The organism is Streptomyces sp. NPDC017940, from assembly GCF_044328435.1.
Lineage (GTDB): Bacteria > Actinomycetota > Actinomycetes > Streptomycetales > Streptomycetaceae > Streptomyces.
In genome coordinates, this window is sequence record NZ_JBIRHJ010000008.1 from 34763 (window position 1) to 59625 (window position 24863).

The window sequence follows — 24863 nt, forward strand, 5'->3', positions numbered from 1 at the left end:
TCGTCACCCCAGACTCACATGTTTGACTAGGAGGCCAGCCCGCTCGCCAATTCGGATGTGCTCGGCCTTCTCCTCTGCGGGAATCGGCGCCTCGAACATCTCCACCAAGCACAGAATCCACGGATTTGGAACACCATTAGCCTCGGCACGGAGGGCCGCCCAAACCAGGTGCTTTAGCTGCTTTGAGTCATCGGCCCATGCGAAATTCTTCTCCTCCTCACCACTCGATACGGTGATACGAAGCGGCTTGGTCCTCTGAGTCCCAGGGACCGGGGCCCATCCCTCTCCCAGCGCCTTCTCGATCACGGCGACGACCCCGGCCGAAGGATCCGGTACGTAGGAGGCATACGTCCCAACACCATAGATCGCTCTGGCGTACTCCTTCATCGGTCCATCCTTGAGCCAGTGCCTGACTCGAGACGGCGTCCCCCTGTACTGGATCAACTTCCCACCGACGTCAGGGGCATCGACCCACTGGTCATAGATCAATGATCGCTCAGCAGCCGGCAACCGGGTCCAGTCCCTGGCATGCGCCTGCGCATAAACTCGCCGACTCACGCTTTCCTTGATTTCCTTCGGGATATCATTGGTCATCAGTGGATCCCCCCGCGTGGCGGAAATTGCAACTTAACTTCGTCGGCTGCTGTCTCCAGGCTTGCCGCGTCCTTAACCCAATGGTCGAGGAGGGTCCCTACGGTCTCGTCATTGAACTCAATCCGCGAGCCTTGGGAAGAACGAAGCCTCAGACTCTCCGTCTCCTCGGTTTCAAGTGACCGCCGTAGGTTCAATGTCGCAGCGACCCGCCGAATGTCGGTAACGAAGTCGAGGACCTTCAGCGACCGCTTTCCCGGACTCAGCCGAAGACCGCGGCCGAGCTGTTGAACGAAGATGCGCCGACTGTGGGTCACTCGCAGGAAGCCGATGAGGTTCACATCGGGTACGTCCACACCCTCATTGAACACATCTACGCACGTAATAATCGGCACCCTGCCCAACCTGAACTCGTTGAGCAGGATCTGACGGCGCTGACGTGGAATCCCGCTGTGGAGGAATGAAGCATTCCTCCAGGCGGAGTCCGCAGCAGCCAGCAGCGAGGCCATACGCTCTGCGTGTTCGATCGTCTGGCAGAAGAGGATCGCACGCGGATCTGAGGTAGCCCGCCAAGCTTCGCGGAAGCGATCAATGATCTCTTCATCCCGCTGCGGAAGAAAGAGCGACCTGTTCAACTCCTTGATGGAGTAACCGTGTTCACTCGCCTCCTTGACCACAGCCCAGTCGATGTTGTCCACGAACAGGCGGTAATCGACAGCGGAGAGATAGCCAGCTGACATCCCCTCCGCGATGCTCATCGTGAAGCTCGCAGGTCCGAAGCGGTCGGTGATGTCGAACTTGTCCCCACGCCAAGGTGTCGCTGTTACGCCAAAGGTCAACGCATCACCACACAGATCCAGCAGCTGTGCAAACCTTCCGCTCTCGCCTACGTGGTGCGTCTCATCGATCATGATGAGGTCTGGACGGTAGCCCGTTTGTACGGCGCCAAGAACCGACTCGACGGTTCCGACCAGAACGCCGTCGTGCGCGGCCGGCCGCGCGTCACCCGTGAGCAGCCGCGTGGGCGTGTCCTTGTCCAAGTGGCGCCACAAGGCCCGTTCCAGCTGTTCGACCAGATCCTTCATGTGGGCGACCACCAAGACCTTGGCGGTTGGATGATTCGCCAAGAAGCGACGGATCACCTCCCCTCCAACAACCGTCTTGCCGAGCCCGGTAGCTAGGACCAGCAGGGCACGACCGCTTCCCCAAAGATCTTTCTCGATCGCCTCGATCGCGGTGCGCTGATAGTCCCGTGGATCATACCGACTGGGCGCAAAATCGGGCATGCGATCCCAGATGCTGATCAGAGTGGGGCCATTCCATACCGCGATGTTGACGCCAACGCTAGCCAAAGCTTGCCTGCGAGCCTCGGCTGTTCTGTTCAGACCGGTGTTCGTGACCAGAACGGTCCTGTCTGCGCGATAACGAGTGCGCGCGCGTTCAGCATCATCGATTCCGCTCCGGTCAATCGTCCCCCGGCTCTTCCACTTGCATTGAAAGACCCATTGCTCGCGGTCACGTACGGCCAGAAGATCTGCGCCTTCATCCCCGCTGCCGTCGACTACACGAACGTCATTGAAACCCAGATACCAGAGGGTGCGTTCAAGAGCATGCGGGAGTCCGTAGGGTCCACCGGCGAGCAAGGCGCCTACAGACAGAAACCCTTCCTCGCTCACCCCTCCTCCCCTGCCATTTCGTCGCTCAAAAGTTGAACGCTAATGCGAGTTCGCTTCAACTGGCTTGCTCCGATCCCGCCGTTGAGACTAACGAGCATGGCAACATCTGAGAGGTACCCCGTGACCCGGGCGAGGCTGAGACGGCGAGCGGACGGCGAGGAAACCGTCTCGTAAGGGCCACGAAACACCTTTCCGTCCATGAATAGCTCGGGTTCCGACTCCAGGACCTTAGGCAGAAACAACGGCGGCGCATAGAGGAGGAATTCTCCATCCTTTCCCAAGTCGCTGGTCTTAGTGATGAGCCCCCTCGCGATCATTTCACTTTCGGTCGCCGTGTATTCGTCCGTGTCAAGATGCTGGTACGCAACATTCGGGTCCCCCAGATCTACAGCGCCACACATGCGCCCCCTGATCTCGTTCAGCAGTTCGCGCGAGTCCGCCCTGACCGAATCGAGACTCAACGCGCTATCCGGCAGAGAGGAACGCCTCAAGATCGCAATGATCTGAGAAGGACTCAACGAGCTATCGGCACGCACCTTGAGTAGTGCCGCAAGTTCCGAAAGGATCAGATCCGCAGGTTCAGTACCGTAGGTTTTGAAGATCTCCTGCTCAAGGTCAATGAATGCCGTTGCCGTGCTTCCAGCTCCTTGCAGCAGCAGCACCGGCATAGGACGGCCGTCATCATCCACGAGCTCGTCCGCCATCATGCGTCGCGCTTCCACGGCCAGGAATCCCAGCTGAGACTGCCCGAACTCACGGGTCAGCTCCGGAAGAACGACGGAAGATCGCATGTAGCGCGCGATGCGCTCCTGCTTTGTTTCTTTGATTTCCTGCTCTTCAGCCGACCCGGACTGAGAGGTGGAATCACTATCTGACTCCCCTTCGCTCGCAGAATCTTCCGTCTCACCCGAGATTTCAAGCGTGGGAGACGAGAAGCCAAGCGCATCGAGCACTGCCTGCTCATCAGCCTGCTCAGGAGAGCTGTGCTTGATCTGTTCGTGCTTCCCCTGTTTGTTGCGCTCCTCGTGATAGGCGACAGCATCCCACCAACGCTGGTCGGACTGATAGTCAGGATCGCCGGCGTGAAACAAGCCAGCCCATCGCCTTGTCTCCGCGTGAATTGGTTTCGAGCCATCTCCAGGAATCAGACAACGAATTCCTACCTGGTTCCGCCGGAATCCCTTGAAGAGCCGACCCAGCGCACTGGCGTTCTCCGGATACTCCAGCTGCTTCGCCCGCTTTGGCTGAAGTGGACCCGCGCCTCGAAGGAGCTCCACTGCCGAACGCCAACTCCGGTCGCTGTACTCGAAGGCATCCTTCTGGTAGGTCACCGGAACGTGATCAAGATGGATCTCGCCAATCAGTCGGCCACCCTGGTTGGCGAGCTCGATCGGATATTCTGGCTCTTCCGCCCCGAACGGAGCATCTGGGTTATGCCAAGTGAACAGCTGCTTATCCCATTGAAGGATCTTGCGACCATTCCGGAGGAAGTCGATCCCGAATTCGCGCTTGTCCAAATGGCGCTGAACACCAAGCCAGCCATGGATTCTGCGTTCACGCCGGGAGAGTCGATCCCCTTCACACTGCTCGCATGCCTCTTTCCCGGGGGTCTGCCAATGTCCACAATCCAGGCACGCCTCCGCATCCGCCAGTTTCTCGTCGATGGGGATGTAGGCGGGAATCCTCTCGGCGTTCACGCCGCTTCCGTACGTGACGTAGCGATCGTCACCCCATCGGCAATGCCGCCGAGGCAGGACCCTGACCCCCTGTACCCAGAGCTCGAAGGGCCTGTTGTCCAGAATCCAGGAGTAGGTCCGCCCCAACGTGTTTCGAAGGTTGGTGGCGTTCCGACGGAGCCAGTCAGCGCGCCGATCGTTGAGGCGACTGATCTCAACCCGCGTTCCGTGCTCATTTGGATCGTTCTTCGGAAGGGTGATGTCCTCGGCTTCGAAGTCATCGCCAATCCGGTCAAGATCAATCTCAACACCGATCCACTGCGTATCACCTTGACGAGTAGTCAAGACCCGCGTACGGCGGCCAAGTCGGGCCGTCGCGACGTTGAATCCCATGCCGAACAGTCCGAGCTTGTCGAACTGGTTGTTGCTTGACCATCCAGCTCGAACAGATCGTTCCAAGGTCTCGTAACTCATGCCGCGGCCGTTATCCGAGACGATGACCTGTGCATCAGAGGATTTTATCGAGTTACTCGGCAACGAGACACTCACCTTGTACCCGCCGGCCCAGGGTTGGCCAGCACGGAGGATCTCAGCGAAGTCGTCGAAGGCGTTGTCGGTGAGTTCGGCGATACATTGCCACTCATCGAACTCAATCTCCCCCAGCATGCGCAGCACTCGCGCGGACGGAGTGATCTTCAAGTCTTGTCTCTCCTCGCAGCTCGGTTCAAATGACACCAGCGCGAGAGCGGCCTTCGTCTGGGCACGGCCCCGATGGCCGCGCCGTACGTCAGCGTCCCGCGTTTGGAGGAGATGCTACGGGACGTCACTGACAGTGCACTTGACGTTCTGGGAATGCTGTGTGGGGGACGCGTGTTGTGCCAGGTCAACGGTGTTCGTACCGCGGCGCCCGCTCCTCAGCCGCCGCGGTGCGCGGCTGACACGCGCCGCTCCGCGACGGCACAGGCGACGCGTTCGCAAGCCTCCGCAACGTCCTCGTGCTCCCACACGCGCACCACAGTCCAACCGTTCCTGCTGAGGATGGTGGTGGTTTCGGAGTCTCGCTGCCTGTTGCCATCGATCTTGTCCTGCCAGAACCCGGCGTTCCTGGTCGACGGTCTGTGGTGTTCTGGGCACCCATGCCAAAAACATCCATCGACGAAGACCGCGACGCGCTCTGTGGGAAAGAGAATGTCTGCGGTACGTCGAAGGTCCGCGATCGGGCGCGCGTTCACTCGATACCTCAGGCCGCGGCGGTGGAGGAGCGACCTCAGCAGCAGCTCTGGCTTGGTGTCTCTACCGCGGTTACCCTGCATCACCGCGCGGGTTGCTTTCGACGTTGCCCAGGAACTCGTTGTCGGGTGGGGGGCATGATCCCTCTCCGGTTCAGCGAGGTGACCTGCTTCGCGAGCCATACGCCAGGCTTCCACCAAATTCTCATCCCGAGTGGAGTGGCTTACCTCACCGAGGTAACGCTCCCTCGTCTTCCCTTGGTCAGACCAGCGTAGAGTCGCGCGGATTCGACGATTGTTGGCCCGTACCGTCAAACGAATCGAAGCTCGTGCGCGGCCGTTATTCCCCAAGTCCACAAAGCGCCGTTGTCGACCTCCCGCCGCGCGGTCCTGTTCTTCGTGAGGAGTGGCCTCCTCGTTCCGCTTCCACGCAAGCTCTCGGGGAAGTTGATTCTTCCACCGGCTCTGCGTGTTCCTGGAGTTCCTATCCATGGCTATCCTCAGCGAGATCCAGTGCCTGGGAGACCGCTGTGGTGAATACTTCCCCCAACATGACAGGAACCGCATTCCCCAGTTGTCGCATCTTTTCCCCGCGAGGGCCTTTCAAAACCCAATCGTCCGGGAATGTCATCACACGGGCAACTTCACGAACGGTCATGTACCTGTGCAGCCGCCGGTAGCTCCCGAGTTCCTTTGGTACCTTCTTGCGGCGGTCGAGGTACATCACCAATTCACCGCCAGCGACGCCATGCACTCCTGCTTTTACGGTCTTGGCAGGACGGTCTAGATCATTAGGGGTGTGACCAGCGTAGATCTGTCCATCAGGCCACCCGATGTGATCTACGAATCCGCCGTGCGTTGTTTTCCGGTCCAGCTTATTCATGGGAACGTAAGGGAGCGGCCCCTCCCCTTCCCTGATTCCCTGCAACGCATCCCTCAAAGTGCGCCACGGCAGGGAATCCTCCAGGCTCGCCTCGTCATCATCGAATGGAAGCGGTGGGGCGACGCGTTCCATTACTTGCTTCTTGACATGTTGTGGCACGGTCGGATGCCGTCCCCAATACGTCCCATTCTGGAAAGATGCGATGAGCGCAGTCTCAGAATAACGCGGCTTGATAGATTGCTTAAACGCCTCAATATCGACATTTAGATCAGACCGAAAAGCAACGATGATCACTCGCTCTCGAATCTGAGGAACACCGTAATCCGCCGCGTTTACGCGGGTTACGATAACCCTATAGCGTTCAGATTCTGGCGTGTTTCCAGTTCTTAGCTGCCTCTTTAGCGCAGCGTTATGTTCTTGCCAACTGGCGCCATCTTTACGCTCAACGAAAGGGAGTTCAAGTTCCCGCTTGATGTAGTCAAAATACGGCCTAAATGAGTCCCGGAGGAGCCCTAGTACGTTCTCGCAGATAACGGCCTTTGGTCGGATCGCGCGGATCGCACGAAACATCTCCGGGAACATGTCGCGCTTATCTTCGTCGCCCTTTGAGTTGCCGCCGAGGCTGAACGGCTGGCAAGGAGGGCCACCTGCCAGGAGGTCGACCCCCTGACCCTGGAGGTACTCCATGTCCAGCTTCTGGATCGGCCCTGCAACCAAGGGGATGGGGTCGTCCGTGCCAGGGATGGGCAACATGTCGCCCACCTCGAACCGCTGGACCTCGTACGCCACGGGATGCCCGTGGAGTGTATTGGACTCGAGCGACTCGCACGCACGGCTCGCGAACTCGTTCATGAGCAGAGGACGGAAGCCAGCTCTCGCTGCGGCTTGCGCGAGGCCGCCCCCGCCGGCGAACAGCTCCACCGATGTGCGCCCCATCCTGACTCCCCGTCGATCTTGTATACAAAAGCTTCCCGCGGAGCTTGTCACCTTACGGCATCACGGAAGGAAGGGCCAGTCGATGTTTCCAACTTCCTTGTCTAGCCGAGGAGATGAGCCCATCGAATAGATCACCAACACCCTTGAGAGATGGGGCTCAACACACCCACTATCGATGGCCGGGATAGCCATCGCCCCTTTTGAGGTCTGACCCGCATATCCATATCCCCAATAGGGATCGCATTCGCGAACTCCGGCTAGTAGGCGACCGCCGGACTCATCTCCAGGGACTGCCCCGCCACCGCCGCCGGTAAGACGCCGCAACAGTTACGCGGGCTAGATCGAGCGCCGCAACAAGGTCAGAGGCCGATGAGCGCCTGGCATAGCTGTCGCCAGGATGCTGGCCACAGGCGCACAGCAGGCGCATCTCGACCACCATTAGCCGTGAGCATCGCAACTTTGGCGTGGGAGACGCAGACCGCCCGTCCGTGTCGCGGCTGCGCACATGCGGGTGGTGTTCCCGCCTTATCGAGCCGCCTCCGCCGACGTTCCGTGCTCCAAATAGGAGGTCACACCGTTGGCGCGCGCCTGAACACCAGCGGTGATGCGGCGCACCAGTCGGGGGATGGTGAGTGCCGCCAACTCTCCCAGGTGGTGGAACGCGTACCCGCGGAGCTCTTCAACCCGAAGCTCGATGCGCTGGCACTCATCTACCGTGAGAAGGCCCCCGTCGAAAAGATAGAGAACCTTGTCTCCCTCTCCCGGGTTCGGCGCCCAGTCCACGACGAGCAGCCGCCCGATGGCGGGCTTGATGCCCAGTTCCTCATGGACTTCGCGCACGCACGCTTGCAGCGGCGACTCGCCGTTCTCGACGTAGCCACCAGGGATGTCGCGGTAATCCTTGTACGACGGCTCGACGAGCAGGACCCTGTCGGCGTCGTCGAAGAAGAGCGCGCCGGCGGCCATGCGTGGGTGGGCCATCTTCGCTTCGTGCTCGTTCTCGGTCACGGAACGGACTCTAACCGCCGACCACGCCGAGCCGACGAGCCAGGTCGGCCATTGGCTGGGACGGGTGGCCTCGGGTGCCGCGGATCCAGCCGATGACCAGTTCGCGGCTCAGGTAGTGGTGGCGCACCTGCTCGGGTGCGGCTAGCTCGGCGTCCAGCAGCGTGGCCAGGGCCTCGTCGGTCCGGTTCCAGGCGCTGAGGGCTCGGGCGACTTCCAGGCTGTGCCTCACGCGCCGTTCTACAGGCAAGCCGCTGGTGTCGATGCGCTGCCCGAGGTCTGCGGCGATCTGGATGTCGCCGAGTTCTCCTGCGGTCGCGACGCAGTGGATGGCCACGTTGGTCGGGCCGAAGGCCGTCCAGAGGTGGTTCGCGTCGGCACCCAGTCGTTGTGCGACCTCATCCGCTTCGCTGAGGAAGGTCTGAGTGGTCGCACAGTCCTCCGCTCGGGCGGCCGCCATGGCGCCGGCGAGGAAGAGCGTGCCGTAGACCGAGAGGTATTCGTCGTTCGCGCTGCCCAGGCCAGGCTGCATGATGGCCGCCGCGTCGTTCACCAGCTGGATCGCCGCGGTGAAGCGGCCAGTGGCCATCAGGCAGTGCGTGACCGCGCGGAAGAGCGAGCCTGTCACCGTGCTCTGGCCGCTCCGTTGCGCTGCCGCCAAGCCGCGGTCGGCGGCGATCCACGCCAGTTCCGACTCCCCGACCTTGCCCAGCACCATGGCCGCACCGTTGTAGGCCAGGGCGAGTTCGGCATGGGCCTCCTCCCCTTCACGCCCTGAATACGAACGGGAGGCCGCGAGTGCGTCGGCGAGGACGAGAGGAAGCCGTCGCGTCGCCAAGCCGTACTGAGACACCTGGTAGGCGTCGAGGGCTTCCCTCACTACGTCCCGCAAGCCCGCCAGGGTCGGCGGTTCGTCGTCGGGTGGGAGCCCCAGCAGGGGCGTGAGCTGCTTGTAGTCCATGAGCGCGTCACGCAGAGCGGGCACCGTGCGGCGGCCACTGTCACTCGACCACTCCCACGTCGCTGGGGACCGGCTGGGCCCCCGAAAACGCCTTCGAGTCGTTCGTCCGCGACCTGGTGAACCACTTCTCCGGCGAGAGCGAGTTCGCCCTCTCCCACGCGTGGTGCGGATCCGACGTCAAGCTCATGGGTTTCTGGGACGGCGACGAGGCCGACATCGTCCTGTGGGTGCCGCAGAAGTCGCTGCACGTGGCCAGACGGGCCGATCACATCCGCAACAAGGAGACCGTCCTCGCCGAGTGCCACCGGCTGGCCAGCCTCCGGCTCCCGGGCACCCAGGCGCGTTTCCGGCTCAACGCCCGCGACGTCCCGGGGAGAAGGACGAGCTGTACCTGACCTACACCGGCAGCTCGATCGAGTCGGGGGACGAGGGCGTCGTCGGGCGCGGCAACCGAGTCAACGGGCTGCTCACGCCGCTGCGGCCGATGAACCTGGAGGGCGCCAACGGCAAGAACCCCGTCTGCCACGTCGGCAAGCTCTACAACATCGCCGCACAGCGCCTGGCCCACCGCCTGCACGAGACCACCGTCGGGCACGCGGAAGTGCACCTGGTCAGCACCACCGCCAGCGTCTGGACGAACCCTGGCGCATCCTCGTCCGCCTCTCCGCCCCGGCGCCGAGGTCGACAAGGTGCAGGCCCTCGTCGCAGAGGTGCTGGGCGAGTTCCCGGCCCTGACGGATGAGCTCGTCTCGGACGGGATCGAGCTGAGCTGATGACGAAGCGGACGCTCGGAGAGATCCCCGCAGGGTGTAGGCAACGGCTGCTCGCGCACTACGGGCCTTCGGTCAAGCCGTGGCTCGACGCCGTCCCGGGTCTGCTGGCACGTGCGGCAGGGAGGTGGAAGCTGACGCTCGTGGCGTACCACGACGCTGGCCACGCCTCGCGCGGCCTGCTTCGAGCGGCAGTGAAGGACCGAGACCTGACGATCGGCAGTGAGCGGCAGACCGAGGTGATGGAACCACTTCGGCCGGAACTCGAAGCAGCCGGCGGAGACGAACCTCGACACTCACTCCCTCACCGTCTCCTCCCAGCTCGTCCAGGACGGCTGGGAAGTCGAGTCGTCTGATCCCAAGACCGGCAGCGGCTTCCGCATCGTGGCTCTCGACGACGACACCGTCGAGGTTCTGGAACGCCATCGCAAGCAGCAGTACGCGGACCGCGAGGAGTGGGCGACAGCCGGGGTCGATACCGGACTCGTCTCACCCAGGCCGACGGCTCCTGGCTCCACCCCGGCAAGGTCACCGACCTCTTCGAACGGCTCGTCGCCGCCTCCGGCCTCCCTCCGATCCGCCTACACGACCTCCGGCACGGAGCTGCCACACTCATGCTCGCCGCCAGCATCGACGTCAAAATCGTCTCCGACACCCTCGGCCGCAGCGACACCCGGATCACGCGGGACATCTACCAGAGCGTCCTGCCTCACGTCGGGAAGAGCGCTGCCGAGGCCACGGCCAAGCTGGTCCCCCTCCAGCGTCGGACCGAGGCCGAGCAGGCCGCCCGTAAGGCGGCGAAGGCCGCCAAGAAGGCAAAGGCCAAAGCGAAAGACCGGGCCAAGGGCAAGAAGAAGGGCGACTTGAAGAAGCCCAAGAAACAGGGCTCTCGGTAACGTCAGCTTCTCCGGGATGGCCTGCCGCTCGCGGCCCCGGGTGCACCTCAGGTCTCAGCCGAGCCAAGATTTACTAGCACCGCACCGGCAACTCGCTCGTCGGCCGGTTCCCCTTCAGCGCCATGGGCCATGGCTCGTACGCGTTGCGGAAGCCGGCCCACCGGACGGTCTGCCATTTCCCGTAGTTGCCCGCGAAGGGCACGTTCAGTTGGACTGAGCGGCGCTGCACCACGTGTCGTCTCGTGCTCGACGCGCCCGCGGTCATCCTCGCCATCGTGCTGATGACGACCAACCCGGCCCGGCTCCTCTGGGTTGGCCAGCCGGATCGGAGTTCTAGCCACTACCCGAAAGTTTTCCGAGAGCTCCGTCTCCCCCTCAAGCTCCGCAAGAGCCGTCTGGTGCAGACTCAGCACCCTCCCGTAAGCAATTTCTAGGCTTGGCGCCCTTGATTCACTCCCATCGCAAAGGATGCGGTTCCAAGGGCGACTGCGATCCTTCACGTATCGCGAACTCGCGCGCGCTCCGCGAAGCGTCTGCTTTACAACCAGGGCTGACGCTATGGTGCATCCCAGCTGCCCCTCATTGAAGGTGCTATGGTCGCAGCCCAACCATGGCTCGCCTGGTCGTCTCTGTGGCCAGTTGAGGTGGTTGTAGAAGACATAGGCTGGAATGCAACCTGCGTTCATGGCGTTCTCGATCAAAAGATCATTCTGATGCCTGTCGCCATCGGGTCGATATCGTAGGTCGTATCCGCCGTTTCGGTTGGCACGCTTCGCTTGAACACGCATGCCGAACCCCACGGCACCAGAGTGAAACCACCACTCCCAGTCCGCTCCGTTCGAGCGTTCCTCATCGCTCGCGAACGGATGGATCGCCACCCGGTCACCATGAGCCCGATAGAGGGCCCGAAGATTCTCCTCGGCGTGAGTCACTTCACTCGACGGCCAGCCCCTACGGTGCTCGGCAGCCAAGGCTTCGAAGGTCAGCTCGGCGCTTCGGCTGAGAGTTCTACACAGCGAGCTGGCCGAAGATGTGCGCACACCACAGGCCCGACAAAAGGTGTCACTCCTGCCAACCTCCTACCCACAGTTGCAGCGCGCCACCCCGTCTTCACCTCTCTGCGTTCCGAGTACCGAGCTTCGCCACCCTAAGCCGCTGATGGCACTGCGTCGCGCGGTTTGAGGCAAATGCCAGATCATGAATTGCAGCGCTCAGCCGTGCACCTCTTCCGGGCCCATCCGCTCACGCATCGCTCACGCAAGCCCCTCCACGCCGCTGCGGCCGAGCACCCCGCCATGACCACAACATGAAAAAACCCCAGGTCACGGCGAGTGAGTCCTGGGGTTAATCCGAGCCGCCTTCGGGATTCGAACCCGAGACCTACGCATTACGAGTGCGTTGCTCTGGCCATCTGAGCTAAGGCGGCACGCCGTCCGCACCTATGGCGCGATCAGCAACGTCGCCAAGTCTACACAGTTTCCGAGGGTGCTCCGTACCAGCCCCCGGGGGGACCGGGCGGTGGGTGGTGGCGGGGGTGGGTGGGGCTGTGAGCTGGGGTTATTTGCAGCGTTTGTCGGTCTTGGGGGCGCGGCCCTCCAGGAGGTACGTGTTGATCGTCGCGTCGACGCAGTCGCTGCCGCGTCCGTAGGCGGTGTGGCCGTCGCCCTCGTAGGTGAGGAGGCGGCCCGAGGAGAGCTGGGACGCGAGGGCCTGGGCCCAGCGGTAGGGGGTGGCCGGGTCGCGGGTCGTGCCGGTGACGATGATCGGGGCGGCGCCCTTCGCCTCGATCCGCTCCGGCTTGCCGGTGGCCTTCGTGGGCCAGTACGTGCAGTTCAGAGCCGACCAGGCCAGGCCCTCACCGAAGACCGGGGACGCCTTCTCGAAGTCGGGCAGCGACTTGCGCACCTCGTCGGGCGAGGAGAAGGACGGCGGCAGGTCGAGGCAGTTCACTGCGGCGTTGGCGAACATCAGGTTGGAGTACGTCCCGTCGCCGTCGCGCTCGTAGTAGCTGTCGGAGAGGGCCAGCAGGGCCGAACCGTCCTTGGTCCTCATGGCGGACGTGAGCGCGTCGCGCAGCTCCGGCCAGGCCGCCTCGTCGTACATGGCCGCGATCACACCCGTCGTGGCCAGCGCCTCGCCCAGCTTGCGGCCGCTGCCGCCCGGGCCGTCGCCCGCCGGGACGGGAGCGCGGTCCAGGGTCGTGAAGAACTTCTTCAGGCGCTTGCCCGCGTCCGCCGCGCTCTTCGTCCCGAGCGGGCAGTCCCGCTCCCGTACGCAGTCCCGCGCGAACGACTGGAACGCCGTCTCGAAGCCCTCCGTCTGCTCCCGGTTCATCTCACGGGAGGTGAGGGAGGGGTCCATGGCGCCGTCCAGCACCAGGCGGCCCACGCGTTCGGGGAACAGACCCGCGTACGTCGCCCCCAGGAACGTGCCGTAAGACGCCCCGACATATGTCAGCTTCTCGTCGCCGAGCGCCGCCCGCAGGATGTCCATGTCGCGGGCGGTCTCCACCGTGGAGACGTGCCCGAGCAGCTTCCCCGACCGCTGCGCGCAGCCCTTCGCGAACTCTCTGTACGACTCGGCAAGACGGTCCGTCTCACGCCGGTCGTCCGGCGTGATGTCCGTCTGCGTGTACGCGTCCATCTGCCGGTCGTTCATGCACGTCACCGGCTCGCTGCGGGCGACTCCGCGCGGGTCGATCGCCACCATGTCGTACCGCGCCCTGACCGCTTCCGGGTAGCCGAGCGCCGCGTACGCCTGGAGGTAGCCGATCGCCGAGCCGCCCGGGCCGCCGGGGTTCACCAGGAGCGAGCCCAGCCTCTGCTTGCCTGCCTTCCCGTCCCGGACACCTGCCTTCGTGGCGCCCCCACCCCGCGCACCGGCCCCCACCGCGTCGCCGCCACGCGGCTTTCCCGTCGCCCGCTTGCGCGACACCGCCAGCTTCACGTCGCCCGCCCCCGGCTTGCCGTAATCCAGGGGTGCCTTCATCGTCGCGCACTGGAAGCCGGATACGCCGCACTCGCGCCACCGCAGCTTCTGGTCGTAGTACGACACGAGTTCCTTCGGAGTGGCACGGGGCAGCTCGGCCATCGCGACATCCGACGACGAACTCGCCGACGAGCAGCCGGACATGATCAGCCCCGCCGCCAGCAGGAACAGACAGCCCCTACGAAGCCGTCGCGCGGGAGCGTGGGCTCGCGGGTGGACTCGCGGGAAGGAGGTTTCCATCTCGCGAGACTAACTCTGTGGAGTTGCCGGGTCGCTTTGTGTACTCGTATGGGTGACCTGGTCAATCCGTCAGTTTGTCAACGCCGTCAGCGCCGTCAGCGCCGTCAGTCCGTCAGCGCCGTCGGTCCGTCGGTCCGTCAGTCCGTCAGTCCGTCAGTCCGTCAGCAGCGTTGACACCGGGGATCTGGAGAGCCCATGCTCCCGCTGCGCCCGTTGCCTACGTCGTGTCGGGCCTCTGGTCACCCGGCCACCCTTCAGCCTGCGCGCAGCGCCACCGTCATCGCCTCCACCGCCAGCAGCGGCGCCACATTGCGGTCCAGCGCCGTGCGGCACGCACCGATCGCCTCTATGCGGCGCAGTGTGGCCTCGGGTGACGTACCCCGCGCCAGGCGCTCCAGCATGTCCTGCACCTCCGTGTTCGCCAGCGGGACGCGGGAACCCAACTGGAGGGCAAGGACGTCGCGGTAGACGCCGGTCAGGTCGATGAGGGCGAGGTCGAGGCTGTCGCGCTGCGTACGCGTTCTGCGGCGCTTCTGCTTGTCCTCCAGATCCTTCATCGCGCCCGCCGTGCCCCGGGGCATCCGGCCGCCCTGGGCCGCGCCGAGGGCCGTCTTGAGGTCCTCCGTCTCCTTGACGTCCACGTCCTCGGCGGCCTGCTTGGCCTCCTCCGCCGCCGTGTCGATCAGCTCCTGCGCGGCCTTCAGACAGCCGCCGATCTCCCCCACGCGCAGCGGCAGCTTGAGCACGGCGGCTCTGCGCTCCCGCGCGCGCTCGTCGGTCGCGAGCCGGCGGGCGCGGCCGATGTGCCCCTGCGTGGCGCGGGCGGCGGCCGCCGCGGCGGGCGGCTCGATGCCGTCACGCCGGACGAGCATGTCGGCGACTGCGTCCACGGACGGGGTGCGCAGCGTCAGATGGCGGCAGCGCGAGCGGATCGTGGGCAGCACGTCCTCCAGCGAGGGCGCGCAGAGCAGCCAGACCGTGCGGGGGGCCGGCTCCTCCACCGCCTTCAGGAGGACGTTCCCCGCGCCTTCCGTGAGGCGGTCCGCGTCCTCCAGGACGATGACCTGCCAGCGGCCGCCCGCCGGGGAGAGCTGGGCGCGGCGGACCAGCTCCCTGGTCTCCTTGACGCCGATCGACAGCAGGTCCGTACGGATGATCTCCACATCCGCGTGGGTGCCGATCAGGCTCGTGTGGCAGCCGTCGCAGAATCCGCAGCCGGGCTCCCCGCCGAGCGCGCGGTCCGGGCTCACGCACTGCAACGCCGCGGCGAAGGCACGGGCCGCGTCGGCGCGGCCGGAGCCGGGCGGACCCGTGAACAGCCAGGCGTGCGTCATCTTCGACGACTCGGGCAGCGGGCCCGCCGCCGCGACGGCGGTGACCAGGGCGTCGGCGTCACGGGCGGCGGCGCCGAGCTGCGCGCTCACCTTCTCCTGGCCCACCAGGTCGTCCCACACCGGCATGGGTCACCGCCTTTGCCCTACCGACGCACGCCACCCCTCGGCGCACGTACCGCTCTGTTCGCACTGTCGGAATTCATTGTGGGGCACCCCACTGACAACGCCGCCCACATCGGCGCTAAAGCGGCGCTGAGCAGGCCTCTTGGCTGCATCGCCGCATGGGCCGCACCGGTTTCACGCACGGCGGCCGTGGTCTCCCCGCGCGGCCGTGGTGTCCGAGCGCGCCCGCGGCTTCCCAGCGGAGCCGCGGCTTCCCAGCGGAGCCGCGGCTTCCCAGCGGAACCGCGGCTTCCCAGCGGAACCGCGGCAACCCAGCGAGGCCGTGGCGCCTCAGCGCCCCCGTCCCCGGCGGCCCCGGCCCCCGCCCTCGTCCGGCTCGTCGTCCTCGGGCGAGCCGAGCAGTTCGTCCGCGAGGGACGGCAGGTCGTCGAGCGGGGTCTCCTCCGCCCAGTCGGGGCGCGGCCGCCGCGGCCTGCCCTCCTCGTCGAGCTGCGGCAGTTCCCGCGTACGGTCGTCGGGTCCCGGCCGCTCGTCGCGGAAGTAGCCCGGCGGCACCTTGTCCGCCACGCTCTCGGCACGTTCTCCCGGCGCGGCACTCGGCGCACGCGGCGCAGCACTCGGCGCGGCGGGCGCGTCGTGCTGACCGGCCCGGCGGTCGGCGGGCTCGTCCTTCACGACCCGCAGGACCGTCGTGTCGTCGGCGGCACCGGGCACCGTCGCCTGCGGCAGCTCCGCCGTCTCGTCCGCCGCGCCGTCCTCGGTGATCTGCGGCAGCACGGCCGTCTCGTCCGCGGCCCCCGGAATCTGCGGCAGCACAGCCGTCTCGTCCGCGGCACCCGGAACCTGCGGCAGCTTCACCATCGGCGTGTTCAGGGTCGCCTCGTTGTCGGGCGACGTCGGCCCGCCCACGCCCTCAGCGGTACCGTCCGCGACGGGCGCGGAGGGCGCCCCGGGCGCGGCCGGCACGGGCGCGTCGGACACCGGCGCCTTGGCAGCCGGTGCGTTGGCGGCCGGTGCGTTGGCGGCCGGTGCGTCGGACACCGGCGCGCTCCCCGCAGGCGCGCTCCCGGCAGGCACGCTCCCGGCGGGCGCACCCGCGGCAGCCGCCCCGGACGTGCTCCCGCCTGCGGCGGACCCACCTGCCGCAGGCCCACCCGCCGCAGACCCCCCCGAACCAGCCCCGCCCGAGCGCACCGCACCCGAACCGAAGGTCCCCCCACCGGAGACCCCACCGGCACCCGAACCGGAGGTCCCCGCACCCCCCGAACCGGAGTTCGCCACACTCGCGGCCCCCGCCGCAGCCGACTCCGCGAGCAGCCGAGCCTCCTCGGCACGCCGCAGCGCCTCCTCCGCCCTGCGCTGCTTCTCCAGGCGGCGGGCCTCGGCCTCGGCGCGCAGCCGGGCCTCCTCCTCGGCGGCGAGGCGGCGCCGCTCCTCCTCGGCGGCGCGGGCCTGCTCCTCGGCGAGGACCCGGGCGCGCTCCTCCTCGGCCTTGCGACGTGCCTCCTCGGCGCGCAGCCGGGCCTCCTCGGCCTGGCGTTCGGCCTCGCGGCGCTGGGCCTCCTCCAGCTCGCGCCGCTTGCGCTCCTCCTCCTCGGCGCGGAGCTTGGCGAGCTGCTCCTGGCGCTCACGCTCCAGGCGCTCCTCCTCGGCCTTGCGCGCGGCCTCTTCCTCCGCGCGCCGGCGCGCTTCCTCCTCGGCCGCCCTGCGTGCCTCCTCCTGGGCCTTCACCTCGGCTTCGGAGAGGGGCAGTACGACATCGAGACGGTGCCGGACGACCGTCGTGACGGCTTCCGGCTCCTGGGTGCCGTCGACGACCAGATAGCGGCCGGGGTCGGCGGCGGCCAGGGTGAGGAAGCCGGAGCGCACGCGCGCGTGGAACTCGGCGGGCTCCGACTCCAGGCGGTCGGGCGCCTCGGTGAAGCGCTCACGGGCCGCCTCGGGGGCCACGTCGAGCAGGACGGTGAGGTGCGGGACCAGGCCTCCGGTGGCCCACCGATTGATGCGGGCGACCTCGGTCGGCGACAGGTCGCGGCCCGCGCCCTGGTAGGCGACGGACGAGTCGATGTACCGGTCGGAGATCACCACGGCACCGCGCGCGAGGGCGGGCCGTACGACCGTGTCGACGTGCTCCGCGCGGTCGGCGGCGTACAGCAGGGCCTCCGCGCGGTGCGAGAGGCCGGCCGACGACACGTCGAGCAGGATCGACCGCAGCCGCTTGCCGACGGGCGTGGCGCCCGGCTCGCGCGTGACGACGACTTCGTGGCCCTTGGCGCGGATCCACTCCGCGAGCGCTTCCGCCTGCGTGGACTTGCCCGCGCCGTCGCCACCCTCCAGGGCGATGAAGAAACCTGCGGTGGCGGGCGTCTGCACCGGGTCGTCGCCGCCGCGCAGGGCGTCCCGCAGGTCGTGCCGGAGCGGCACGCCCTGCCGGTCGTCGGCCTTGGCGAGGACCAGCGCGGCCACCGGCAGGAGCAGCGCGCCGACCAGCATCAGCGTGAAGGACGCGCCGCCGTGGTCGAAGACGAACTTGCCGTTGACCATCCGGTGCGGCCCGATGACGGCGGCGAGCAGCGGCGCGACGAGCGCGGTCAGCGCCACGCAGAGCCTGACGACCGCCTGGAGGTGCTCGGCGGCGCGGGCCCGCCGGTAGTCCTCGACCTCCTGGTCGAGCAGGGCGTGCCCGACGTTGGCGGCGACGCCTGCGGCCACACCGGCGACGCCCAGTATCAGCAGGACCGTCGTCACGTCGGGCACGAGTCCGGCGGTGAGCAGCGCGACACCGGTGACGGTGATGGCGAGCGCGAGCAGCCTGCGGCGCGACAGCGACGTCAGGAGGACGGGCGCCGTACGGATCCCGGCGACGGTGCCACCGGTCAACGCGAACACGAACAGGCCGTACGTGACGGGGCCGCCCTGGAGGTCCTTGGCGTGCAGCACGGCGACCGCGACGGCGGCGGCGATCGCTGCGGCGACGGCGGCGCAGGCGGCCACGAGCAGCGGGATGGCACCGGTGCGGCCCTTGTCGGTGCCGCTGCCGGTACGCGGCCTGCGCAGGCCCTCCAGGGGGCTGCGCGCGCGGGGCGTGTTCCTGCCGGGAAGCTTGATGGCGTACACGATCGACAGGGACGCGGCGAACAGTCCGGCCGCGAGGAACGACGCGAGTCCGGCCTGGTGCTGGGCGAACCAGTCGATGCCGGAGCCGAGCAGGATCCCGACGAGGCTGACCGCGACGAGCACGACGGCGGCGAGCGGCAGCGCCACGAACCCGGTGCGCAGCGAAAGGCGCCGCAGCGCGTCCATGTGGTCGGGCAGCGGGCGCACCGTGGCGCCCTCCAGGGGCGGGGCGGGCAGCAGGGCGGGGGCCGCGCTCTCCCTGGCGACCGTCCAGAAGCGCTCGGCGACGCCGGTCACGAAGGCGGTGACGAGCAGCAGGGCGAGCGCGTTGTCCGGCGTCCAGTCGATCCACAGGGGCGCGCAGATCAGCAGCGCGGCGCGCACACCGTCCGCGCCCACCATGGTCCAGCGGCGGTCCAGGGGGCCGCCGGGCGAGGTGAGGGAGGTCAGCGGGCCGAGCAGTACCGCTCCGAAGAGGAGGGTGGCGAGAACGCGCGCTCCGAAGACGGCGGTCACGGCGATGGCGACCCCTCGGTAGCCGTCGCCGAACCCGCCCTCCGTGATGGCCGCTTGCAGCGCGAGCATCACCAGGACGAGCAGCGCGAGGGCGTCGCCGACGCTGCCTACGAGGTGCGCGCTCCACAACTTCCTCAGCTGCGGCACGCGCAGCAAGGAGCGCACGGCACGCTCGCGGGAGTCTGCGAGCAAGGCGTTGTCGTGGCCCAGGGACGTGGCGGTTGGCTGCTCTGCACGCGTCATCCGTCCAGCCTATCTGGACGCTTCGCCTCCCTGCGGGGCCCGCCCGGATCCCCGTGTCCCCGCTTCGATCCTGCGGGCCCGCACGGACACACGCCCGCCGCGCCGGAACCCGTTCCCGGGCCCGACGCGGCGGATCACACTCCCGGCCCCCGGCCGCAGCGCTCAGTCCTCCGTGCTCAGTCCTCAGCCGCCGCCTTCGAAGCTGCCGCCTTCTTGGCGGTGGTCTTCTTGGCAGTGGTCTTCTTGGCCGCGGTCGAAGCCGTCGTCTTCTTGGCCGTCGTCTTCTTGGCCGCGGTCTTCTTGGCGGCCGTCTTCTTGGCCGGTGCTTTCTTGGCGGGCGCCTTCTTGGCGGTCTTCTTCGCGGGGCCCTTGGCCCGCTTCTCGGCGAGCAGCTCGAAGCCGCGCTCCGGAGTGATCTCCTCGACGCTGTCGCCGGACCGCAGCGTCGCGTTCGTCTCGCCGTCCGTCACGTACGGGCCGAAGCGGCCGTCCTTGACGACGACGGGCTTCGCGCTGACCGGGTCCTCGCCCAGCTCCTTCAGCGGCGGCTTCGCGGCGGCACGGCCGCGCTGCTTCGGCTTGGAGTAGATCTCCAGGGCCTCGTCGAGCGTGATGTCGAAGAGCTGCTCCTCGGTCTCCAGGGAGCGCGAGTCGGTGCCCTTCTTCAGATACGGGCCGTAGCGGCCGTTCTGCGCGGTGATCTCCACGCCCTCGGCGTCCGTGCCGACGACACGCGGCAGCGACATCAGCTTCAGGGCGTCCGCCAGGGTCACCGTGTCCAGGGACATGGACTTGAAGAGCGAGGCCGTGCGCGGCTTGATGGCGTTCTTGCCGGTCTTCGGGGTGCCCTCGGGGAGCACCTCGGTGACGTACGGGCCGTACCGGCCGTCCTTGGCGATGATCTCGCGGCCGGTCTCGGGGTCCGTGCCGAGCGCGAAGTCGCCGCTGGGCTTGGCGAGCAGTTCCTCCGCGTACTCGACGGTGAGCTCGTCCGGCGCCAGGTCGTCCGGGATGTCGGCGCGCTGGTGGCCGTCCGTGTCGCGCTCGCCGCGCTCGATGTAGGGGCCGTAGCGCCCGACGCGCAGCACGATGCCGTCGGCCACGGGGAACGACGACACCTCGCGGGCGTCGATGGCGCCCAGGTCGGTGACGAGTTCCTTCAGGCCGCCCAGGTGGTCGCCGTCGCCGTTCCCGGCGTCGGCGGCGCCTCCGGAGGGCTCGCCCTCGCCGAAGTAGAACCTCCGCAGCCACGGCACGGCCTGCGCCTCGCCGCGCGCGATGCGGTCGAGGTCGTCCTCCATCCTGGCGGTGAAGTCGTAGTCGACGAGCCGCCCGAAGTGCTTCTCCAGGAGGTTGACCACGGCGAAGGAGAGGAAGGACGGCACGAGGGCCGTGCCCTTCTTGAAGACGTAGCCGCGGTCGAGGATGGTGCCGATGATCGACGCGTACGTCGAAGGACGGCCGATCTCCCGCTCCTCCAGCTCCTTGACCAGCGAGGCCTCGGTGTAGCGGGCCGGCGGCTTGGTCGCGTGGCCGTCGACCGACATCTCCTCGGCGGACAGCGCGTCGCCCTCGCCGACCTGCGGCAGCCTGCGCTCGCGGTCGTCGAGCTCCGCGTTCGGGTCGTCGGCACCCTCTACGTAGGCCTTGAGGAAGCCGTGGAAGGTGATGGTCTTGCCGGACGCGCTGAACTCGGCGTCACGACCGTCGGCGGCCCGGCCGCCGATCTTGACCGTGACCGAGTTGCCGGTCGCGTCCTTCATCTGGGAGGCGACGGTCCGCTTCCAGATCAGCTCGTAGAGCCGGAACTGGTCACCGGTGAGGCCGGTCTCCGCGGGCGTACGGAAGCGGTCGCCGGAGGGCCGGATCGCTTCGTGCGCCTCCTGCGCGTTCTTGACCTTGCCCGCGTACGTACGGGGCCGCTCGGGCAGGTAGTCGCTGCCGTAGAGCTGGGTGACCTGCGCGCGGGCCGCGGCCACCGCCGTGTCCGACAGGGTCGTGGAGTCCGTACGCATATAGGTGATGAAGCCGTTCTCGTACAGCTTCTGGGCCACCTGCATGGTCGCCTTGGCGCCGAAGCCCAGCTTGCGCGAGGCCTCCTGCTGCATCGTCGTCGTACGGAAGGGCGCGTACGGCGAGCGGCGGTACGGCTTGGACTCGACGGAGCGTACGGAGAAGTCGGTGTTCTCCAGGGCCGCGGCGAGAGCGCGGGCGTTGGCCTCGTCCAGGTGCAGGGTGTTCTGGCTCTTGAGCTGCCCGACGGAGTCGAAGTCGCGGCCCTGTGCGACGCGCTTGCCGTCGACCGTGGTGAGACGGGCGACGAGCTGCGAGGGGTCGCTGGAGTCACCGGGGCGGCCGGTGCCGAAGGTGCCGGTGAGGTCCCAGTACTCGGCGGAGCGGAAGGCGATGCGCTCGCGCTCCCGCTCGACGACGAGGCGGGTCGCCACGGACTGCACACGGCCCGCGGAGAGCCGTGGCATGACCTTCTTCCACAGCACCGGCGAGACTTCGTAGCCGTACAGGCGGTCCAGGATGCGGCGGGTCTCCTGGGCGTCGACCATGCGCTTGTTGAGCTCGCGCGGGTTGCGCACGGCGCCCTGGATGGCGTCCTTGGTGATCTCGTGGAACACCATGCGCTTGACCGGGACCTTGGGCTTCAGGACCTCGAGGAGGTGCCACGCGATGGCTTCGCCCTCGCGGTCCTCATCGGTGGCGAGGAAGAGTTCGTCGGAGTCCTTCAGGAGGTCCTTGAGCTTCTTGACCTGCGCCTTCTTGTCGGCGTTGACGACATAGATCGGCTGGAAGTCGTGCTCGACGTCCACGCCGAGACGGCGGACCTCACCCGTGTACTTCTCGGGGACCTCGGCGGCGCCGTTGGGGAGGTCACGGATGTGCCCGACGCTCGCCTCGACTACGTATCCGGGGCCGAGATAGCCCTTGATCGTCTTCGCCTTGGCGGGCGACTCGACAATGACGAGTCGGCGGCCGCCAGGTGCGGTCTCGCTGGTCGGGGACAACTTCGCTCTTCTCTCCGGTCGACGCTCGGTGGCAGTGCTGCGGTGCTTCGGCAGTGCCGTACCGACGCCCGGTGGGGCGCCGTGACTGCGCTTGCGGTTGCGCTGACGCTGCGGAGTGTGACGGTACATCCCGCCCCCGTGTCAAACGGGAAAAGCCCGCAACGGCCACTCGAACGGTAACCCGACTACCGCCATTCCTGCCGCACGGGCTGGCCCCGGGGCCTCGAGCGGCGCGGGTGCGGGACTTTTTTTCCGTACCGCCGGTCCAGCGTGCCGCACCGCCGGCGCAGCGTGCCGCGCATCGCGCCGCGCGCTCGTCCACGATCGCCGGACGGGCTTCCGACGTGGCCGGGACGGCGTTCCGTACTGCTGTACGTTCTGTGCTGCTACGCGTTCCGTGCTGCTACGCGTTGCGTGCCGCTGCACCTTTGCGCTGCCACATCTTCGTACCGCTATACCTTTGTACTGCCCACCCGCCGGGCCTCACAGCCGTGTGAAGCACCACACCGCGAGGGCGAGGGCGCCGGATCCCGCCAAGGTCGCGAGGGTCGCCGCCGCCGCCGAGTGCACACCGTGGGCGACGGGGGCGCGGTGGGCGACCCGGGTGCCCGTCCAGAGCAGCAGCCCGGCTCCGAACAGCGCGAACACCGTTCCGGCGAAGATCGCTGGTCCGCTCTCCATGCCCTGGCCTCCCGTGCCGTCCGTACGTGGCCCCTGTCGGGCGCCCCGGCTGCGGAGGCTGGCACGCCCGGGCGGCGGAAGCACGAAATCCGGGTGAACGAGGGGCGGCGCGGAAGACCCATATTGGCTGGATTCCCTCCAGGAGCGGCCGGTTTCTCCCTCCAGCGAGGGGAGGCGCACCCTGCGCGGGGAGGGCGCGACGCGGAGGGGGCTCGCCACCGCCGCCCCCGGGCGGAGGGGGCTCGCCACCGCCGCCCCCGGGAGGGGACTCGCCCCCGCCGCCCCCGCCAGCCCCGCCGCTCCCACCACCCCCGTCAGCCCCTACCGCCCCACCGGCTCCAGGAACCCCTGCTCCACCAGGAGCCGGATCTGGGCCGGGGTGCGGTCGCGCAGCAGGACCGGGTCCTCGCCCATCAGCTGGGCGATGGCGTCCAGGATCCGGCCGGCGCTCAGCGAGCCGTCGCAGACGCCCGCGAAGCCCGCGCCCACGGTGTCCACCTTGGTGGCCCGCCGCATGCCGCGGTGCTGGCGCAGCACGACGTGCTCCGGGTCCTCGGCGCCCGGCAGGCCGACCTGCTCCTGCACCACTTCGGCGGCGAGTGTGAAGTGCGCGGCGAGCAGCGCGGCGTCGTCGTTAGCCCGGAGGTAGTCCTGCCGCTCGAAGAACGCGCGCACGGTCTCGCCGAGCGGCTGCTCGACGGGGTGCGGCCACTCCTCGACGGTCACGGACGGCTCGGCGGCGCCGGTCTTGCGCAGGGTGATCCAGCCGAAGCCGACACCCCGGGTCCTGCGGGCCTCGAACTCGTCGAGCCAGGCGTCGTACCGCGCCGCGTACTCGGCCGGGTCGGTGCGGTGGTCCCCGGCGTCCCTGAGCCACAGCTCGGCGTACTGCGTGACGTCCTGCACCTCGCGCTGCACGATCCACGCGTCACAGTCGCGCGGCACCCAGGAGCGGAGCCGCTCGGTCCACTCCTCTCCCTCCACGTGCTGCCAGTTGGCGAGGAACTGCGCGTACCCCCCTTCGTTCAGCCGTGTCCCCGCCTCCTGAACGAGCGAGCGGCACAGATCGTCCCCGCCCATCCCGCCGTCCCGGTACGTCAGCCGGGCCCCGGGGGAGATGACGAACGGCGGGTTGGACACGATCAGGTCGTACGTGGCGTCGGCCACCGGCTCGTACAGGGAGCCCTGCCGCAGGTCCGCATCCGGCACGCCCGACAGCGCGAGAGTGAGCCGGGTGCAGTGCAGGGCACGGGGGTTGAGGTCGGTGGCGGTGACACGGGTGGCGTGCCGGGAGGCGTGCAGCGCCTGGATGCCGGATCCGGTGCCGATGTCGAGGGCGCTCGCGACGGGCGTACGCACCGTGATCCCGGAGAGCGTCGTGGACGCGCCGCCGACGCCGAGGACGACCCCCTCGTCCCGGCTGCCGATGCCGCCGGCACCGCCGACCGCGCACCCGAGGTCGGACACGATGAACCAGTCCTCGCCCTCCGGTCCGCCGTAGGGCCGTACGTCCATGGTCGCCCTGAGCCCGCCGCCACCGCCGGTGCCGCGCGCACCCCCCGCACCCACCGCACCGCCCGCACCAGCGGCCCCGAGCGCCCCGCCCGCCACGAGCCAGCCGCTCTCCAGGAGGGCGTCGACCGGCAGGACGTCGGCCACGCGCGCGTGCGGGACGCTCTCCTGAAGCAGGAACAGCCGTACGAGCGACGCCAGCGCGCCGTCGCCCCGGGTGGCCCGGAGGGCGGGCACCGTCTCGCTTCGGGCCAGCGCGGCGTAGGCGGGCGCCCCGAGCAGGTCGAGCAGCCCGTCGGCGGTGAAGTCGGCGGCGAGGAAGGCCTCCCGCAGCCGTGCGGTCACATCGGCGCGGTCGGGCGAGGGCAGGGGCGGGGGCATGCTGGCGTTACTCACCCCCCAATTGTGACCCCGGCACCCACGACGGCGCCCCCGGCGCCACAGGGCACCGGGGGCGGCTCCGCCCGAC

General features: G+C 67.7%; 16 protein-coding genes, 1 tRNA gene and 1 pseudogene. 3 read left to right on the plus strand and 15 right to left on the minus strand.

The window, feature by feature from the left end; translation table 11 throughout:
• Positions 1 to 3: 3 nt before the first annotated feature.
• The 7 genes from ACH4DX_RS26495 to ACH4DX_RS26525 form a co-directional block, all read right to left on the minus strand.
• The gene (locus ACH4DX_RS26495; protein ID WP_398157027.1) at positions 4 to 594 is read right to left on the minus strand and encodes a hypothetical protein; all 591 of its coding nucleotides are present in this window, start codon (positions 592 to 594) and stop codon (positions 4 to 6) included.
• The gene (locus ACH4DX_RS26500; protein ID WP_398157028.1) at positions 594 to 2267 is read right to left on the minus strand and encodes a DEAD/DEAH box helicase; all 1674 of its coding nucleotides are present in this window, start codon (positions 2265 to 2267) and stop codon (positions 594 to 596) included. The genes ACH4DX_RS26495 and ACH4DX_RS26500 overlap by 1 nt, the downstream gene beginning before the upstream one ends.
• Positions 2264 to 4642 carry an ATP-binding protein gene (locus tag ACH4DX_RS26505; protein WP_398157029.1) on the minus strand — a complete coding sequence of 793 codons (2379 nt, stop codon included), beginning with the start codon at positions 4640 to 4642 and terminating at the stop codon, positions 2264 to 2266. Before ACH4DX_RS26505 ends, ACH4DX_RS26500 begins: the two co-directional genes overlap by 4 nt.
• A 215-nt stretch (positions 4643 to 4857) precedes the next feature.
• Entirely contained in the window at positions 4858 to 5739 is an 882-nt protein-coding gene (locus ACH4DX_RS26510) for a very short patch repair endonuclease (protein WP_398157030.1), read from the minus strand.
• On the minus strand, positions 5657 to 6991 hold the full coding sequence (locus tag ACH4DX_RS26515) for a DNA cytosine methyltransferase (RefSeq protein WP_398157031.1): 1335 nt from the start codon (positions 6989 to 6991) through the stop codon (positions 5657 to 5659). Before ACH4DX_RS26515 ends, ACH4DX_RS26510 begins: the two co-directional genes overlap by 83 nt.
• 525 nt (positions 6992 to 7516) lie before the next feature.
• Positions 7517 to 7999 carry an NUDIX domain-containing protein gene (locus tag ACH4DX_RS26520; RefSeq protein ID WP_398157032.1) on the minus strand — a complete coding sequence of 161 codons (483 nt, stop codon included), beginning with the start codon at positions 7997 to 7999 and terminating at the stop codon, positions 7517 to 7519.
• Between the two features lie 10 nt (positions 8000 to 8009).
• The gene (locus tag ACH4DX_RS26525) at positions 8010 to 8957 is read right to left on the minus strand and encodes an XRE family transcriptional regulator (protein WP_398157033.1); all 948 of its coding nucleotides are present in this window, start codon (positions 8955 to 8957) and stop codon (positions 8010 to 8012) included.
• Between the two features lie 62 nt (positions 8958 to 9019).
• On the opposite strand from ACH4DX_RS26525, the gene ACH4DX_RS26530 reads away from it, so the two are divergent.
• From ACH4DX_RS26530 to ACH4DX_RS26540, 3 genes and pseudogenes are all read left to right on the plus strand, one after another.
• A complete protein-coding gene (locus ACH4DX_RS26530) occupies positions 9020 to 9352 on the plus strand; it encodes a hypothetical protein (RefSeq protein WP_398157269.1) in 333 nt (110 codons plus the stop codon).
• Positions 9256 to 9699, plus strand: coding sequence for a methionine adenosyltransferase (locus tag ACH4DX_RS26535; RefSeq protein ID WP_398157034.1), 444 nt, complete (start codon positions 9256 to 9258; stop codon positions 9697 to 9699). Before ACH4DX_RS26530 ends, ACH4DX_RS26535 begins: the two co-directional genes overlap by 97 nt.
• A 298-nt stretch (positions 9700 to 9997) precedes the next feature.
• Positions 9998 to 10623, plus strand: a pseudogene (locus ACH4DX_RS26540) (site-specific integrase); the annotation flags it as partial.
• A gap of 47 nt (positions 10624 to 10670) precedes the next feature.
• Here the strand turns inward: ACH4DX_RS26540 and ACH4DX_RS26545 are convergent.
• The 8 genes from ACH4DX_RS26545 to ACH4DX_RS26580 all read right to left on the minus strand — a co-directional run bounded on the left by ACH4DX_RS26545 (position 10671) and on the right by ACH4DX_RS26580 (position 24790).
• Positions 10671 to 11663, minus strand: a complete 993-nt coding sequence (locus tag ACH4DX_RS26545; RefSeq protein WP_398157035.1) for a DUF6615 family protein — start codon at positions 11661 to 11663, stop codon at positions 10671 to 10673.
• 312 nt (positions 11664 to 11975) lie between these two features.
• Positions 11976 to 12049 (minus strand) — tRNA-Thr (locus ACH4DX_RS26550).
• 131 nt (positions 12050 to 12180) lie between these two features.
• Positions 12181 to 13851: an alpha/beta hydrolase gene (locus ACH4DX_RS26555; protein WP_398157036.1), complete on the minus strand. Its 1671-nt coding sequence runs from the start codon at positions 13849 to 13851 to the stop codon at positions 12181 to 12183.
• Positions 13852 to 14105: 254 nt separating this feature from the next.
• The gene (locus tag ACH4DX_RS26560; protein ID WP_398157037.1) at positions 14106 to 15311 is read right to left on the minus strand and encodes a DNA polymerase III subunit delta'; all 1206 of its coding nucleotides are present in this window, start codon (positions 15309 to 15311) and stop codon (positions 14106 to 14108) included.
• 327 nt (positions 15312 to 15638) lie between these two features.
• Entirely contained in the window at positions 15639 to 19184 is a 3546-nt protein-coding gene (gene tmk, locus ACH4DX_RS26565) for a dTMP kinase (protein ID WP_398157038.1), read from the minus strand.
• 176 nt (positions 19185 to 19360) lie between these two features.
• Positions 19361 to 22201, minus strand: a complete 2841-nt coding sequence (gene topA / locus ACH4DX_RS26570) for a type I DNA topoisomerase (RefSeq protein WP_398157039.1) — start codon at positions 22199 to 22201, stop codon at positions 19361 to 19363.
• A 483-nt stretch (positions 22202 to 22684) separates the two neighbouring features.
• Positions 22685 to 22882: a hypothetical protein gene (locus tag ACH4DX_RS26575; protein WP_398119971.1), complete on the minus strand. Its 198-nt coding sequence runs from the start codon at positions 22880 to 22882 to the stop codon at positions 22685 to 22687.
• Positions 22883 to 23203: 321 nt separating this feature from the next.
• Positions 23204 to 24790, minus strand: coding sequence for a methyltransferase (locus ACH4DX_RS26580; protein ID WP_398157040.1), 1587 nt, complete (start codon positions 24788 to 24790; stop codon positions 23204 to 23206).
• Positions 24791 to 24863 lie beyond the last annotated feature (73 nt).